This is a genomic window from Corynebacterium sp. MSK218 (genome assembly GCF_030232655.1).
Classification (GTDB): domain Bacteria; phylum Actinomycetota; class Actinomycetes; order Mycobacteriales; family Mycobacteriaceae; genus Corynebacterium.
Map to the genome: position 1 here is coordinate 88,154 of NZ_JASPGN010000007.1, position 14,642 is coordinate 102,795.

Genomic DNA, 14,642 nt, shown 5'->3' on the forward strand with positions numbered 1-14,642 from the left:
CCACCGACGGTGAAAATCGCACGAAGAAAGCCCCGAACCGCACGCGGTGTCACACGAATGCGGTTCGGGGCTATTTCTTATGGGTCCTGGGCCGACCCGAGTTAGCGCTTAGAACGGCTGGCCAGCGCCGGCACCTGCCGGCGGCGGGTTGCCGTCATCGCCATCGTCATTGTGGGAGTCAGCTGCGGAATCGCTGCCGGACTCATCAAGCACATCCGGGCTAATGGTGTCCGGACCATCCGAGATTGGACCGTTGGCATCGTCATCAATCTCGGCAGCAAGCTCCTCGTCAGCCTCACGCACGGCGGTCTCTTCGAGGTCGTCCTCGAAAGTTCCCTCCGGCAGCGGGCGCGGACGCGGGGTGAAGGTGAAGGTGGCCGAGGAGTTGTCCTTGGACTCACCGTCCCAGCCCTCAACGTCCACGGTGATGATTTCACCGGCACCGATTTCACCGAAGAGAATCTTCTCGGAGAGCTGGTCCTCAATCTCACGCTGAATGGTACGACGCAACGGACGAGCGCCAAGAACGGGGTCGAAGCCACGCTTGGCCAGCAAGTCCTTGGCCTTCTGCGTGAGCTCGATGCCCATATCGCGCTCGGACAGCTGCTTTTCCACGCGGCCAATGAGCAGCTCTACCATCTCCACAATCTGCTCCTGGGTGAGCTGATGGAAGACCACAATCTCGTCGATACGGTTGAGGAACTCCGGGCGGAAGTGCTTCTTCAGCTCATCGTTAACCTTATTCTTCATGCGCTCGTACTGCGCATCCGAATCGGTCTCAGAAGAGCCGGTGAAGCCCAAGCCCACAGCCTTGGAGATGTCCTGGGTGCCCAGGTTCGAGGTGAAGATGAGCACCGTGTTCTTGAAGTCCACGTTGCGGCCCTGGCCATCGGTCAGGCGGCCATCCTCAAGCACCTGCAGGAGGGTGTTGTAAATCTCCTTGTGGGCCTTCTCAATCTCGTCGAACAGGACGACGGAGAACGGCTTACGGCGAACCTTCTCGGTCAGCTGGCCGCCTTCTTCGTAGCCCACGTATCCCGGAGGAGCACCGAAGAGACGGGAGGCGGTGAAGCGGTCATGGAACTCACCCATATCGATCTGGATGAGGTCATCATCCGAACCGAAGAGGAAGTTAGCCAGGGACTTCGATAGCTCCGTCTTACCCACACCGGACGGACCAGCGAAGATGAAGGAACCGGACGGACGACGTGGATCCTTTAGACCTGCACGGGTACGGCGAATGGCACGGGAGACAGCCTTGACGGCCTCGTCCTGACCAATGATGCGCTTGTGCAGCTCCTCCTCCATATTGAGGAGGCGGTTGGATTCCTTCTCCGTGAGCTTGAGAACCGGGATGCCGGTCCAGTGTGCGAGGACCTCAGCAATCTGCTCCTCGCCTACCTCGGCGATTTCCTCAAGGTCACCGGAGCGCCACTGCTTTTCCTTCTCCGCGCGCTCTTCACCGAGCTTGCGCTCCTGATCGCGCAGACCTGCAGCCTTCTCGAAGTCCTGCGCATCAATCGCGGCTTCCTTTTCCTTGCGGACCTCAGCAATGCGGTCATCGACCTCACGCAGGCCCTCCGGAGCGGTCATGCGCTTGATACGCATGCGAGCGCCGGCCTCATCGAGAAGGTCAACGGCCTTATCCGGCAGGAAGCGGTCATTGATGTAGCGGTCTGACAAGGAGGCCGCTGCCTTGAGGGCCTCATCGGTGTAGGACACGCGGTGGTGCGCCTCGTACTTATCGCGCAGGCCCTTAAGAATCAGAATGGTGTCATCGAGGGACGGTTCTTCGACCTTGACCGGCTGGAAGCGGCGCTCGAGAGCAGCGTCCTTCTCAATGTGCTTGCGGTACTCATCCAGGGTGGTTGCACCAATGGTCTGGAGCTCACCACGAGCCAACTTCGGCTTCAGCAAGGAGGCAGCATCGATGGCGCCCTCGGCGGCACCAGCGCCCACCAGGGTGTGGATCTCATCGATGAAAAGGATGATGTCACCGCGCTGGTTAATTTCCTTGAGGACCTTCTTCAGGCGTTCCTCAAAGTCACCGCGGTAGCGGGAACCCGCCACCAGGGAGCCCAGGTCCAGCGAGTACAGCTGCTTATCCTTGAGAGTCTCCGGGACTTTGCCGTTGACAATGTCGAGGGCCAAGCCCTCGACCACGGCGGTCTTACCCACACCGGGCTCACCGATGAGCACCGGGTTGTTCTTGGTACGGCGGGAGAGCACCTGCATGATGCGCTCCACCTCAGACTCACGGCCCACCACGGGATCCAGCTTGCCGTCCTTAGCAGCCTGGGTGAGGTTGCGGCCAAACTGGTCAAGCACCAGGGAGTTGGAACGCTCACCGGCGCCGCCGGAACCGCCACGACCACCCTGGCCAGCGCCGGCCCCAGCGCCCACCGGACCAGGACCGCCCTGGGACGTGCCGCCGCCATCGCCTTCGCCGCCCTCATAACCGGAGAGCAGCTGGATAACCTGCTGGCGCACGCGCGGCAAGTCCGCGCCCAGCTTGGTCAGCACCTGGGCTGCCACGCCATCGCCTTCACGAATGAGGCCGAGGAGCAGGAACTCGGTGCCAATGTACTTGTGGCCCATTTGCAGGCCCTCGCGCAGGGAAAGCTCAAGGACCTTCTTGGCGCGCGGGGTAAACGGAATGTGGCCAGTGTGTGGCTGGGAGCCCTGACCAATAATCTCCTCCACCTCACGGCGGACGTCCTCCAGCGAGATGCCCATGGATTCCAGGGCCTTGGCGGCAACGCCTTCACCCTCGTGAATGAGACCCAGGAGGATGTGCTCGGTGCCGATGTAATTGTGGTTGAGCATGCGTGCTTCTTCCTGCGCCAAAACGATGACGCGGCGAGCACGGTCTGTAAACCTCTCGAACATGACCTCTTACCTTTCGCTGTTAATGTGTCATCCACTCTAACGCGCGGGGCCGACACTCCATTCACGATTTTTCTTTCCATCGCCACCACACGCCCGTTTCCCCAGCTCACAGCACTGTACGCCGGTAGCGAACAGGCCCGAATAGCCGCGCCATTCGCCTGCCGCCCCTGGGGAAATCTCCCCGCCGCTAGGTTGGGGCCCACGGAGCTTGTTAGAAAAATCGGTGCTGGTTCGGGGAACGGAGCTTGGAGCTCGATTCCCGTTCCTTTCCTTATCACTCACGGCGTCGCCCCTTATTCCCTACACCGAGGGTTCCACTCCGTTAGTCTCTCTCTTCTCATAAGGAACTCTCGTGGTCAGCGAGTTGATTTCTCTGCAACCCCACTCGCCCCGCCTCCTCAACGCACTCCCCCTATTCGCGAAGTGCTCTGGCCCTCTATGAACCTCCCAGCGCAGGTCATGAAGTAAACTAACCTCCTAGTTAGCACCGTTTACACGTTGAGGGAGGAGCTAGTCACCATGTCGCAGCCGCAGCAGGGCGCCTTGCTTGTCGACGATCTTATTGGCCACTCGCAGCTTCTGAGCGTTACCGAGTCCGCCACATTGGGCCGCCAAGGCGACATCCTCCTAGCCGCCGACGACCCAGCCATGCACCGCACATTTCTACAGGTATGGTCCAACGGCGCGCAGTGGTTCCTCAAAAACATTGGCAGCTTCATCGCCGCCACCATCCAACCACCAGCTGCCTGCGGCTATGGCCGCACAGTGCTGAGCCCTGGCAGCATCGAAGTGCTGCATCCCGGTACCTCAACGCTCTATTTCTCCACCGCCACGATGAACTATGAATGCGAGCTCACCGTCATGCAGCCGCTGCGCAGCCCAGAGCCGAGCCTGCCGCCCGATGGCCCATTCACAACCCATGTCTTCGAACCCAATGAGGAACAGTGCCTCCTGCTCAAGGCCTTGGCCCAGCCGCTCATCGATAATCCAGCGGCCGAGCCACGCGTGGTCGTGGGGACCCAGCGCGAGCTCGCCGAGGCCTTGGAGTGGACGGAAAAGAAAGTCGAGCGCAAGATCCAAACTCTGGCGGAAACCTTGCAGAAGCTCGGCGTCCCCCAATTCCAGCCGGGGCAAAAGATTTCGTGGCGCATCGTTCTGGCGCAGTTCGCCGCAGCCCACCCTCAATACTATGCACACCTTTCATAACAATTCAGTCATCTCTTCTTGATTAACGCTTAGTGTTCTGCGCAGTGCTGATAGTCTTTGTCTGACTCTGTTTTTCTTTACTCTGCAAGGACCTGTCCACTCTCATGCTCGCCTCGTTCTCACTGCGCACGCTGGCCGCTCTCGGTCTAGCACTGGTCACGCTTTCGGCGTGTGCAACGGACAAAGACACCGCTGAGGATGCGCCGAAGTTCACGGTTAATGGCACCACATCGCGGTCGGAGGCAGCGCTGACGGTGGCGGAGGGGACGTCGGAAAGCGCAGAGCCTACCGGAGTACACCTGCACCAAGAAGATGGCTCATTCCTTATCACTACCAAAACCCCTGGCCCGGGACCGGTCGATGAAATCACTGCTAATTACTCTGAACTGGAAGAATACGGTTTCGGAACGCTGCGCGCGGTGGTGGACAACTCCGGCTATGACGGCTCCGTAAGCGGCTCGGCGCCCACCGGTGTGTTGCAGTGGGCCGTCGGCGGCGTGTTCGTGCTCAATGCCCAGGCCATGAACCTCAGCGGCGATGAAGCAGATTTGGAGAACAACGCCGAATGGCGCGTTGCTCTGTTAGACGCCGAAGGAAACAATCACCTCGATGAAGCCACGCAGAGCGCTGTGAGCTGTAATTTCGGCGTCTGTACTTTGGCCGCGGTTCTGCAGGAGCCCGGCAGCTTCACCGCCGAGATCACCATCCGTCAGGCGGGCTATGAGCCTTTCCTCATCCGTCAGCCCATCATCGTGGCGGCCTAGCAATGAACGCGCACCCCACCGCCTCCGGTCTGCCTTTGGATCTTGAGCCTGAGCTCATTGCCAAGGGCTATTCGCAATTCCACCAAATCGGCGCCGGTGGCATGGGCATCATCGTCTTTGCCCGCAAGGAAAGCCTCGACCGCGAAGTGGCCATCAAAGTCATTGCCCAGCATGCGGCTGGGGACGATGAAGAAGTCAGCCGATTCATGGCGGAGATGCGCACGGTGGCAGCGCTGGATCACCCCGCTATCGTGCCCATCTATGACGGAGACATTACCCCTGGCGGCGTGCCGTATTTCGTCATGAAGTTCCTGCGTGGTCCCAGTTTGGAAGCACACATCAACCGCCGGATTCTGGAGAATTCCAAGTTCACGGTGGAACAGACCGTGCAGCTGCTGACGCCCATCGCGCAGGCACTGGATTATTTGGCGGCGCTGCCCTCCCCGGTGATTCATCGCGATGTAAAACCCGCGAACATCATTGCGGATGATGACGCGAGAGACGAGGATTGCACCGTCATGCTCGCGGATTTTGGCATCGCCATCAATGAGGACACGACCCGAATGACTCGGGAGGGCCTGCGCGTTGGCACCGATGCCTACATGGCCCCGGAGCTCTACCCTACCCAGCTAGCGCAGGCCCCACCGCAGCCCACGGCGGCCAGTGATCGCTACTCGCTGGCGCTCATCGCGCTGGAAATGCTTACCTTGGTCAATTTACGTCGCGCTACGAGCCCACAGCAGTGGGCGCACAGCCGTGTCATCCCGGAGCTGACCCCGCAAAACCTGGCGCTTGCCGACGGCCCCTCGGCCCCCTCCCTCAACGCTTTCTTCGCCACCGCACTTCACCCGGATCCGCACCAGCGCTTTGCCACGTCTACCGAGATGATGGAGGCATTGGCCGCTGCAGCGGAAACGGAGGGCCCTGTCGAGGCCCCGCGCACTGCCGCGCGGAGCGCAGTACCATCCGCCACGCCCGCCAACGCCGTCCCGGCACGCGCAACAGCTTCAACAAGCGATGATGCAGAGCCCGCCCGCTCGCGTCGTCGCCGTAACGTCCTGCTCGCCGCAGTTTTAGCAGGCGTACTTCTTGTGACCAGTATCGCCGGTGGCCTGGTCCTGCGTGGGTCCGGCTGGGACGCCGAGGAGAAGGCCCTCGCCCAAGAGTTCCCACTACTCTTCCCCAAACGCCCTGGCCGGGCGCCGTGGAAGCACATGAACTGCCGCTCCGCGGAACCGGAGGCAGGCCAACGCGCCCGTATCATTTGCGAAAGCGATGACCTCACCTTCGTCGGCGCCGACTTTGGTACCGAGGACAACCGCGACGCGATCGTGCCGGCCACCGTCGAGGAGCTTAGTAGTGATGCCTGCACCATCACCTCCGCGGAAATCCCCGACCAGCCCGGCACATGGGGAATCTACCCCACCGGAGTATCCGCTCGTTTTGCCTTCGTACTCGCAGGTCCCAACGCCGACGAGGACCGCCTGAACCTACCCGTGTGCTAGCGCTGTGCTTGGTCCTAGCGTTGCCTCGTGGCACGACGTGTTGTCCCTTACACTGAAGGGCATTCCGAATCGACCACATAAGGATCCCCTCTCATCGTGACTACGCTTCCTGAATTCTTCACTTCCCAGCACCAGCTGCGCGAACTTGCCGTCCTCGACCAAGGTGCCGGTTCCACGTTGTTCCTGGTTGAGGACCCAGCTCAGAATCAGCTGCTCGTGGAGTTGTTTTCCGCCGAGCACCGCGGCGTGCTGCGAGAAGCTGGCGTAGCTGGGCAGCTTCAGCACAGCGCCATCGCCCCCATCGTGGGCACTGGCACGACAACAAGTGGTCAAGAGTTCTTTGTGCGCCGCTGCTTTCCGGGTGAACAGCTTTCGGACTACACCAGCTCCGGGGTCGGCGCGCGGCATCTCTCCCGCGAGGAAGCTCTGGCCACCTTTGCCCCGCTGGCCGACGCCGTGGACTTCCTGCTGCAGCGAGACCGCGCCGGTTATGCCCTGCGTGCGTTGAATCCGCGGCGCATCATCTTAACCAGCAATCGCTCGACGGCGTTCCTCGCCACGGTAGGCCCCGATGCGGCCTTTACCCCGTCCCGCGCCTCCGCGCAGGAGGTCATCGGGCGCCTCGCGCACCTATTGTCGGCTGCCTATCCGGCGTTCCGCGCGGATGCGGCCTACCCTTCCGCCGCAGCCGTCCTCGAGGCTCTACGCGCGCAGGGTTCCTACCACCAGGCACCCCAGACTGCGCCGCAGCCAGCAGTCCAACCAGCCCAGCAGCAGCCTTTCCAACAGCCAGCGCAGCCTGAGCAGACTAAGCAACCCAAGAAGAAGTCTTCCGCGAAACTCCTGCTAGGGCTCGGTACCGGTGCTGTGGCCCTGCTGCTCATCGCTGGTCTGCTGTGGTTCTTTACTGGCCGCGCCTCGTGGTCCGAGCAGGAGCAAGCGCTTGTCGACGCCCACCCGGGCCTCCTCAGCTCCCGCCCCGGCGGCGAGGGATTTGAGGGAGCGACGTGCGAATCCCGCGAGCCGGAGGAAGGCCAGGAAGCCAAGATCACCTGTATCGGTGATGGGGTGACATATTCGGTGGCGGGTTATGGGGACGTCGAGAAGCGCGAAGCGGCCGGCCCTGCCCAAGGCGGTCAGGAACTTTCCAACGGGCAGTGCTCCGTGCATAGCTACGACTTATCCGATGCGGAGCCGTTGTACTACATGGCTGCGGAGGACTCAGACAGTGCCGTGCTGGTGTGGGGCGAAGGCGCCGAAGAAACACGCCTGCGCCTGCCATTGTGCTAGTCCACGCGGTTAATTCACGCGCTTGAGCAGCGGTGCCAGCACCGCGATGGCGATACCGGCAATGCCCGCAAAGAGGAAGGCCCAGTGCGTTCCCTGCGCCGTGGCGGCGGCGGCGCTCAAACCTGCCTCGGTACCCGCACTCGTGCCGCGGGTCAGGAAAACTACGAGGAAGGCCGTGCCCATCGCGCCCGCCAACTGCTGGAACGTGTTCATGATGGCAGAGCCATGCGAGTAAAGCTTCTCCGGCAGCGAGGACAGCGCGGTGGTCATCAGTGGGGTCATCATGAGGCACATGCCCAAAGAGAACAGCACGTGCATGCCCACGACCATCCACAACGTGGAAGATTCCCCCAACGTGGCCATAAGCCAGAGGCTCACCACCATGAACAGCGATCCCGGAATCATGAGCGGGCGCGGGCCCAAGGAGTCAAAGATACGGCCCACAAAAGGTGAGAGGAAAGCCTGCAGAATGCCGCCCGGCATGACTGCCAGGCCGGTGGCGAATGCCGTTGCCCCCAGGGTGGTCTGAAGGTAAATCGGCAGAACGGTCACCATGCCGAGCATGAGGCCGAAGGACACGAGCAGAATAATGACCGCCAACGTGAAGTTGCGAACGCGGAAAGGGCGCAAGTCCATCAGTGCGCGATCATCCAGGGCTAAGCGCCGCTGACGGCGTATGAAGACGATGAGCCCGATAGCTCCGATGATGCTCACGGCCATCTCTACCCAGGCACCACCGCTAAGCATCTTCTCAATCGACGACAGTCCGTAGACCAATCCACCAAAAGCAACGGCAGACAGGACCACCGAGAGGCCATCCAGCGGCACTTCGCGGCTCTCGCCCACGTTGCTCAAGCGCCACAGGCCCGCGACCAAGATAAGTGCCATGAGGGGAACCATGGCCCAGAAAATGATGTGCCAGGTAAAGCGGTTAAGAATTGCACCACCAACCGTCGGACCCAAGGCTGGCGCCACCGAAATCACGACGGAGATAATGCCCATCACGGTTCCTCGGCGTTGCGGCGGGACCAGGGTCATGGCCACGGTCATGAGCGTCGGAATCATCAGTGCTGTGCCACCTGCCTGCAGCACGCGGCCGAGGAGAAGAACGACGAAGCTCGGCGCAAGTGCTGCCACCACCGTGCCGACAAGAAACAGGCCAGTCGACGCGAGGAAAATCTGGCGAGTGGTGAGCCTTTCAATGAGGAAACCCGTCGTCGGAATCACCACAGCCATGGTGAGCATAAAGCCGGTAAGCAGCCACTGCGCGCTGGTTGCTGGGATGCCGAAGTCCGCCATGATCGTCGGCAACGCCACCGACAGCGACGTCTCATTGAGGATCATGACCATGGCCCCCAGCACCAGGATGCTGAGGTTGATAACGACCTTCGCGGGGATCTCAGCGGACATGCAGCCAGCAACACCTTTCCACAACCACACTGCCTCGCCACGGTGGCGAAGTGCAAAGGGCATAGAGTACTACTCACTGGGCACGGACGCCACACAAGGCGCAGAAACTGTGGCCTGGGTGACACTCCCCAAAACTTCAGCGGGCGGGGCGGTTGAGATGGCAGGGTAAACACCAACATGCCCGCTAGAGAAAGGCCCCATCGGATGCAGCGGGAGCTCCACCTCATCAGCCCTGCCGGGAACAGCATCATCGTGCGTCCCGGGCAGCAGCTGGTGGCGGGCCGTGACGGCGACTTTCCCCTCGCCCCCGATGATGCCTCCATGCACCGCCACTTCCTCCGCTTTTGGCAGCAGGAAGACAATTGGATGGTGAGCAATGTGGGCAGCTTCCTCGCCGCCGAGCTTTCCTCCCCACGTATCCGCACCAACGGCCCCATCCGCCTCGTTCCACAGAGCACCGCGGCCATCCCGGAGGGGACCTCGATGCTGTGCTTTACAACGCCCAGCGGATCCTACGAACTCACCGTAACGCGCAGCCAGCCCTAATCACTGAAGGCTTTTTCGCTTAGCCTTATCGTCTAGCCTTGCGCTGAAATGAGGGCGCGGGCATTCGAGTCGAGAACAACGACTTCACCAGCACCTTCGATGCTGCATCCCAGCCAGCGATACTCTGGCTGGTCCGGCCAGCCGGCATCAGCGTTATAGGAGCAGCTGAAATCGTCCTCCATGAGGTAGCCACGGTTGCCGCCCTCCATCGGTGCGAAGTCGTAATTCTTGTAGTAGTCAATAACTTCCATCGCCCGCGCACAATTCGTATCGTTTGACTTGGCGTAGACGTACTCGCCATTGCCCGCGTCCCCACAGACGGTACCGATCATGGCATGTCCTTCTGCATCCGGCTTCGGCGGGAAGGTATCCGAGAAGTACTGGCCCTGGTCCTTGACCGTGAAGTGGTGCCCATCAATCGTCACCGTGAACTCATCCTCGCTTGCGGCCTCGAAGGTCACTCCGGCCATGGAAACGGTGCTTCCCGCCTCAAGCGTGGTGGGAGGAGCGCTTTCACCGCCCAACTTCAGGTTGGGATAGAAGCCCTTGTCCTGGTCAAAATTGACGGAATTGGACAGCCAGGTTGGCAGGCCGGTTGCTGGGTACAGGGGCGGGTCTGCAAAGTTAACGTTGCATCCGAGTAACCCTTTGTCCTCTGTGACGGTGCAGGCCACGCGGTCATCTGGGCTGCTCACTCCATACACGGTGGAAGTTGCGTGGCTAGGTGCGTTGGTTGCAATAAAAGCCTCTTTGTCTTTCTGCTGCATTCCAGAGTCGTCTTCTTCTTTTTCTCCAGAGGTTATCGGCGCCGGACTTTCTTCGGATGACTCAGCGCCTTCGGGGGACGTTTCGGCGGCGGAGGATTGCTGGAGCTCTGGCTCGTCGCTGGCGGTGTCATTGCTAGATGAACACGAGGACGCAGCGCAGGCGAGCAGCGTGACGGAAAGGATAGGGGCAAGTTTCTTCATATCTTGCATCGTTCCACGAGTTGGCAGCTCGCGGGGAACGCAGAAGAAACTTTTCCATAACAAAGTTTGACTACATGTACGGATCTCACAAATAGTGCCTGAAATCGTGACTGTTTTTGGGCTTCGTTGATCGATATGTACTGCGACGGTGTTATAGACATGACAAAGCCCGCGCAGCCGAGGCGATGGCGTGCGCGGGCAGAGCGGAAGCGTGAAGAGTTAGGCTTCTGGCTTCACAATCGGGAAGAGAACGGTCTCACGGATACCCAGGCCGGTCAGGGCCATGAGCAGACGGTCAACGCCCATACCGGTGCCGGCTGTCGGCGGCATACCCTGCTCCATGGCTGCCAGGAAGTCCTCATCCAACACCATGGCTTCCTCATCGCCACCGGCGGCCAAGCGAGCCTGGTCCTCGAAGCGCTCGCGCTGGATGACCGGGTCCACCAACTCGGAGTAGCCAGTAGCAAGCTCGAAGCCGCGGACGTAGAGGTCCCACTTTTCGGTGACGCCCGGCTTGGAGCGGTGCTGACGGGTTAGCGGGGAGGTTTCCACCGGGAAGTTCTTTACAAAGATCGGACCTTCCAACTGGTCCTCACAGAGCACCTCCCAGATTTCCTCGACCAGCTTGCCGTGGCCCCAGCCGCCGTTCTTCGGCACATCAAGACCAATGACGTCTGCAATGCCTTTCAGTGTTTCCACGTCGGTATCGATGGTGACCTCCGGCTGGCCCGGGAACTTGCGCTGCAGAGCCTCATTCAGGGAGGGGTACATCTCAATCTCCGGCCACTCCTCGCCGCCGAAGTCATACTCCGTGCCGTCAGCCAACGTCACGGTGGTGGAGCCGAAGACGGCGCGGGCCACCGCCTGGATGGACTCACGGGTGGTGCGAGCGCAGTCGTCGTAGTCGCCCCATGCGGCATAGGTCTCCAGCATGGCGAACTCTGGGGAGTGAGAGCGGTCCACGCCTTCATTACGGAAGTTACGGTTGATCTCAAAGACACGGTCAATGCCGCCAACGACGGCCCTCTTCAGGAACAGCTCCGGAGCGATGCGCAGGTAAAGGTCGATATCCAGCGCATTGGAGTGGGTCACGAAGGGGCGGGCAGCCGCACCGCCATGCAGGGTCTGGAGCATCGGGGTTTCGATCTCCACGAAGCCCTCACCCTCCAGGTAATTGCGCAGCGCACGCATGACCTTCACGCGGGTCATGGCGTTCTTACGAGCCTCCTCGCGCACAATGAGGTCATTGTAGCGCTGGCGAACGCGGGTCTCCTCATTCATGTCAGCGAAGGAGACCGGCAGCGGGCGCAGGGACTTAGCAGCCATGGTCCATGCGGAAGCCATGACGGACAGCTCCCCGCGGCGCGAAGCAATAACGCGGCCACGCACGGAGATGAAGTCACCCAAGTCGACGTCAGACTTCCAGGCCGCAAGGCGCTCTTCGCCGACCTCAGCCAGGGAGAGCATGGCCTGTACCTGGGTGCCGTCGCCGTCCTGCAAGGTGGCGAAGCACAGCTTGCCGGTATTGCGCATAAAGATAAGGCGGCCAGCGATAGCAACCTCAACGTCGGTCTCCTCGCCGGCGTTAAGGTAGGTAACTCCCTCATCACCACTAGGCTCTTCGCCTTCAGCCAGCACCTGGTACTTCTGGCGCAGATCCTTCATGGAGATCGTGCGCTCAACAGTCACCGGGTAAGGATCGGTGCCGGATTCCAGCAGACGTGCGCGCTTCTCGCGGCGAATGCGCAGCTGCTCAGGGACGTCGTTAACTTCAGTATTCTTCTTCTCGCTCACGGTTGTCTAGGGTAGTCGATCCCTATGCGCGGGCGCGATCCCGATTCACAGAGTGTTCACCTCAAAGATATGAGAGATCAAGCGGCTGGTCACCTTAACAGGATTAACTCAGAGGGTCCGATACGACATCTCTGCGATTCTCAATTACTACGATCTCAGGAGCACTCCCATGGCACTTCACGGCCGCAACCTCTTGACTAACATGTTCACTTCTTCTCGTTCCTCCCTTACCTGCACCTACAAGTGCGGTAACGCCTGCTTCGGCGAATGCGAGAACACCTCTGATAACCCGTACTTCGGTGACCAGTTCTCCCGTCGTACCGCTCTGCGCGCCGGCGGCTTGGCTGTAGTCGCCGTCGGTGGCTCCTCCGCCCTGGCTGCGTGTGCCGCTCCGGGTGAGGAAGACTCTGCTGCTGGCAGCAGCGCCGCCGGCAAGACCTCCGAAGTCAAGGAATCGGAAATTGAGCTGACCTCCGCTGAGGGCATGCACTTCGAGAAGGTCGAGCCGAACACCAAGGATGAAGTTGTTATCCCGAAGGGCTACGAGCAGTCCGTTCTTATCGCCTGGGGCGACCCGGTCATCGAAGGCGCTCCAGAGTTCGACGTCAACAACCAGACTGCCGAGGCTGCTGAGAAGCAGTTCGGCTTCAACAATGACTTCGCTGGCCTCATCGAGCACCCGGATGACAAGAACCGCCTCATCTACATGTGCTCCCACGAGTACACCACCGAGCCGATGATGTTCCCGGACTACGATCCGGAGAACCCGACCGAAGAGCAGGTCAAGATTGGTTGGGCTGGCCACGGCCACACCATCCTCGAGGTCTCCAAGGTGGGCGACACCGGTGAGCTCAAGCGCGAGTTCGGTCCGCTCAACCGCCGTATCACCGCCACCACCCCGTTCACCCTGGTTGGTCCGGCAAAGGGCTCTGACTTTGTCAAGACTTCTGCTGACCAGAAGGGCGAGAAGGTCCTCGGTACCCTCAACAACTGCTCCGGTGGCGTGACCCCGTGGAACACCATGCTGTCCGGCGAGGAGAACTTCGACCAGTACTTCGCTGGTGGCGACGTCAAGGATGAGAAGGCTGCCGAGTCCCTCAAGCGTTTCGGCATCAAAGAGGGCCCGTCCGATCGTAAGTGGGAGAAGTACGATGACCGCTTCGACGTCACCAAGGAGCCGAACGAGCCGAACCGCTTCGGCTGGCTCGTAGAAATCAACCCGCTCGATCCGGAATCCACCCCGGTTAAGCACACCGCAGTGGGCCGCTACAAGCACGAGGCCGGCAACATCCACATCACCAAGGACGGCACCGTGGTGTGCTACTCCGGTGATGACTCTCGCTTCGAGTACATCTACAAGTTCGTCTCCTCCAAGAAGTACAAGGAAGGCGACCTCAAGCACAACATGTCCATTCTGGACCACGGCACCCTCTACGTGGCCAAGATGGAAGGTAACTCCCCAGAGAAGGAAATCGACGGTTCCGGTGTCCTGCCGGAGGACGGCGCTTTCGACGGTTCCGGCGAGTGGGTCAAGCTGCTGACCTCTGACACCGAGAACGATAAGTACGAGTCCCACGTTGATGGCATGTCCGCTGAGGAAGTTGCCATCTTCACCCGTGAGGCTGCCGACAAGGTCGGCGCTACCAAGATGGACCGCCCGGAGGACGTGGAGATCAGCCCGGCCAACGACAAGGTCTACGTTGCTCTGACCAACAACAAGTACCGCGGTGCTACTGGCGAAAACGCCAAGAAGAACCAGGAAGACCCGATGGAGTACGCTCCGGTCAAGGAAAACAAGAACGGCCTCGTCATGGAGATCGAGGACGACCACGCTGGTGAGAAGTTCACCTGGAACCTTCTGCTGGTCTGTGGTGACCCGAAGGAAGCCAACACCTACTTCGGTGGCTTCGACAAGGAGAAGGTCTCCCCGATTTCCTGCCCGGACAACCTGGCCTTCGATAGCCACGGCAACCTGTGGATTTCCACCGACGGCAACGCCCTGGATTCCAACGACGGTCTGTACGCCGTGACCGTTGATGGTGAAACCCGCGGCGAGCTCAAGTGCTTCCTCACCGTCCCGGCTGGCGCTGAGACCTGTGGCCCGATTGTTGATGATGACCGCGTGATGGTCAACGTTCAGCACCCGGGTGAGGCCGATGACGCCACCTTCGAGAACGCTACCTCCCACTGGCCTGACGGTGGCAACTCCACCCCGCGTCCGGCCGTGGTTGTGGTCTGGAAGAAGGACGGCAAGATCGGTTCTAAGTAAA

Annotated in this window: 10 protein-coding genes; 6 read left to right on the plus strand and 4 right to left on the minus strand. The window is 60.7% G+C overall.

The window, feature by feature from the left end:
• Nucleotides 1-108 precede the first annotated feature (108 nt).
• Entirely contained in the window at nucleotides 109-2,889 is a 2,781-nt protein-coding gene (locus tag QP922_RS07350) for an ATP-dependent Clp protease ATP-binding subunit (protein ID WP_284808656.1), read from the minus strand.
• 519 nt (nucleotides 2,890-3,408) lie between these two features.
• Here QP922_RS07350 and QP922_RS07355 point away from each other — a divergent pair.
• From QP922_RS07355 to QP922_RS07370, 4 genes are all read left to right on the plus strand, one after another.
• Nucleotides 3,409-4,095 (plus strand): hypothetical protein, encoded by a 687-nt coding sequence (locus tag QP922_RS07355; protein WP_284808657.1) that lies wholly within the window; start codon nucleotides 3,409-3,411, stop codon nucleotides 4,093-4,095.
• Nucleotides 4,096-4,199: 104 nt separating this feature from the next.
• Complete coding sequence (locus tag QP922_RS07360; RefSeq protein ID WP_284808658.1) at nucleotides 4,200-4,859, plus strand: hypothetical protein; 660 nt, start codon at nucleotides 4,200-4,202, stop codon at nucleotides 4,857-4,859.
• A gap of 2 nt (nucleotides 4,860-4,861) precedes the next feature.
• Nucleotides 4,862-6,364: a serine/threonine-protein kinase gene (locus tag QP922_RS07365; RefSeq protein ID WP_284808659.1), complete on the plus strand. Its 1,503-nt coding sequence runs from the start codon at nucleotides 4,862-4,864 to the stop codon at nucleotides 6,362-6,364.
• 96 nt (nucleotides 6,365-6,460) lie between these two features.
• The gene (locus QP922_RS07370) at nucleotides 6,461-7,654 is read left to right on the plus strand and encodes a serine/threonine-protein kinase (RefSeq protein WP_284808660.1); all 1,194 of its coding nucleotides are present in this window, start codon (nucleotides 6,461-6,463) and stop codon (nucleotides 7,652-7,654) included.
• Between the two features lie 9 nt (nucleotides 7,655-7,663).
• Here QP922_RS07370 and QP922_RS07375 read toward each other — a convergent pair whose 3' ends face one another.
• Nucleotides 7,664-9,064, minus strand: coding sequence for an MDR family MFS transporter (locus QP922_RS07375; protein ID WP_284808718.1), 1,401 nt, complete (start codon nucleotides 9,062-9,064; stop codon nucleotides 7,664-7,666).
• A 204-nt stretch (nucleotides 9,065-9,268) separates the two neighbouring features.
• Here QP922_RS07375 and QP922_RS07380 point away from each other — a divergent pair, with 204 nt between their 5' ends.
• Nucleotides 9,269-9,610, plus strand: coding sequence for a hypothetical protein (locus QP922_RS07380; RefSeq protein WP_284808661.1), 342 nt, complete (start codon nucleotides 9,269-9,271; stop codon nucleotides 9,608-9,610).
• Nucleotides 9,611-9,642: 32 nt separating this feature from the next.
• On the opposite strand, the gene QP922_RS07385 is transcribed toward QP922_RS07380, so the two are convergent.
• The gene (locus QP922_RS07385) at nucleotides 9,643-10,578 is read right to left on the minus strand and encodes a hypothetical protein (RefSeq protein WP_284808662.1); all 936 of its coding nucleotides are present in this window, start codon (nucleotides 10,576-10,578) and stop codon (nucleotides 9,643-9,645) included.
• A 219-nt stretch (nucleotides 10,579-10,797) separates the two neighbouring features.
• Nucleotides 10,798-12,372 (minus strand): lysine--tRNA ligase, encoded by a 1,575-nt coding sequence (gene lysS / locus QP922_RS07390; protein WP_284808663.1) that lies wholly within the window; start codon nucleotides 12,370-12,372, stop codon nucleotides 10,798-10,800.
• 169 nt (nucleotides 12,373-12,541) lie between these two features.
• On the opposite strand from lysS, the gene QP922_RS07395 reads away from it, so the two are divergent.
• Nucleotides 12,542-14,641, plus strand: a complete 2,100-nt coding sequence (locus tag QP922_RS07395) for a PhoX family protein (RefSeq protein WP_284808664.1) — start codon at nucleotides 12,542-12,544, stop codon at nucleotides 14,639-14,641.
• Nucleotide 14,642 lies beyond the last annotated feature (1 nt).

Bases quoted from the DNA above. Each gene is read 5' to 3' on its own strand.
- QP922_RS07375 (WP_284808718.1), bottom strand. From the start codon at position 9,064: ATGTCCGCTGAGATCCCCGCGAAGGTCGTTATCAACCTCAGCATCCTG.
- QP922_RS07395 (WP_284808664.1), top strand. From the start codon at position 12,542: ATGGCACTTCACGGCCGCAACCTCTTGACTAACATGTTCACTTCTTCT.
- QP922_RS07365 (WP_284808659.1), top strand. From the start codon at position 4,862: ATGAACGCGCACCCCACCGCCTCCGGTCTGCCTTTGGATCTTGAGCCT.
- QP922_RS07380 (WP_284808661.1), top strand. From the start codon at position 9,269: ATGCAGCGGGAGCTCCACCTCATCAGCCCTGCCGGGAACAGCATCATC.
- QP922_RS07350 (WP_284808656.1), bottom strand. From the start codon at position 2,889: ATGTTCGAGAGGTTTACAGACCGTGCTCGCCGCGTCATCGTTTTGGCG.
- QP922_RS07385 (WP_284808662.1), bottom strand. From the start codon at position 10,578: ATGAAGAAACTTGCCCCTATCCTTTCCGTCACGCTGCTCGCCTGCGCT.
- QP922_RS07355 (WP_284808657.1), top strand. From the start codon at position 3,409: ATGTCGCAGCCGCAGCAGGGCGCCTTGCTTGTCGACGATCTTATTGGC.
- QP922_RS07360 (WP_284808658.1), top strand. From the start codon at position 4,200: ATGCTCGCCTCGTTCTCACTGCGCACGCTGGCCGCTCTCGGTCTAGCA.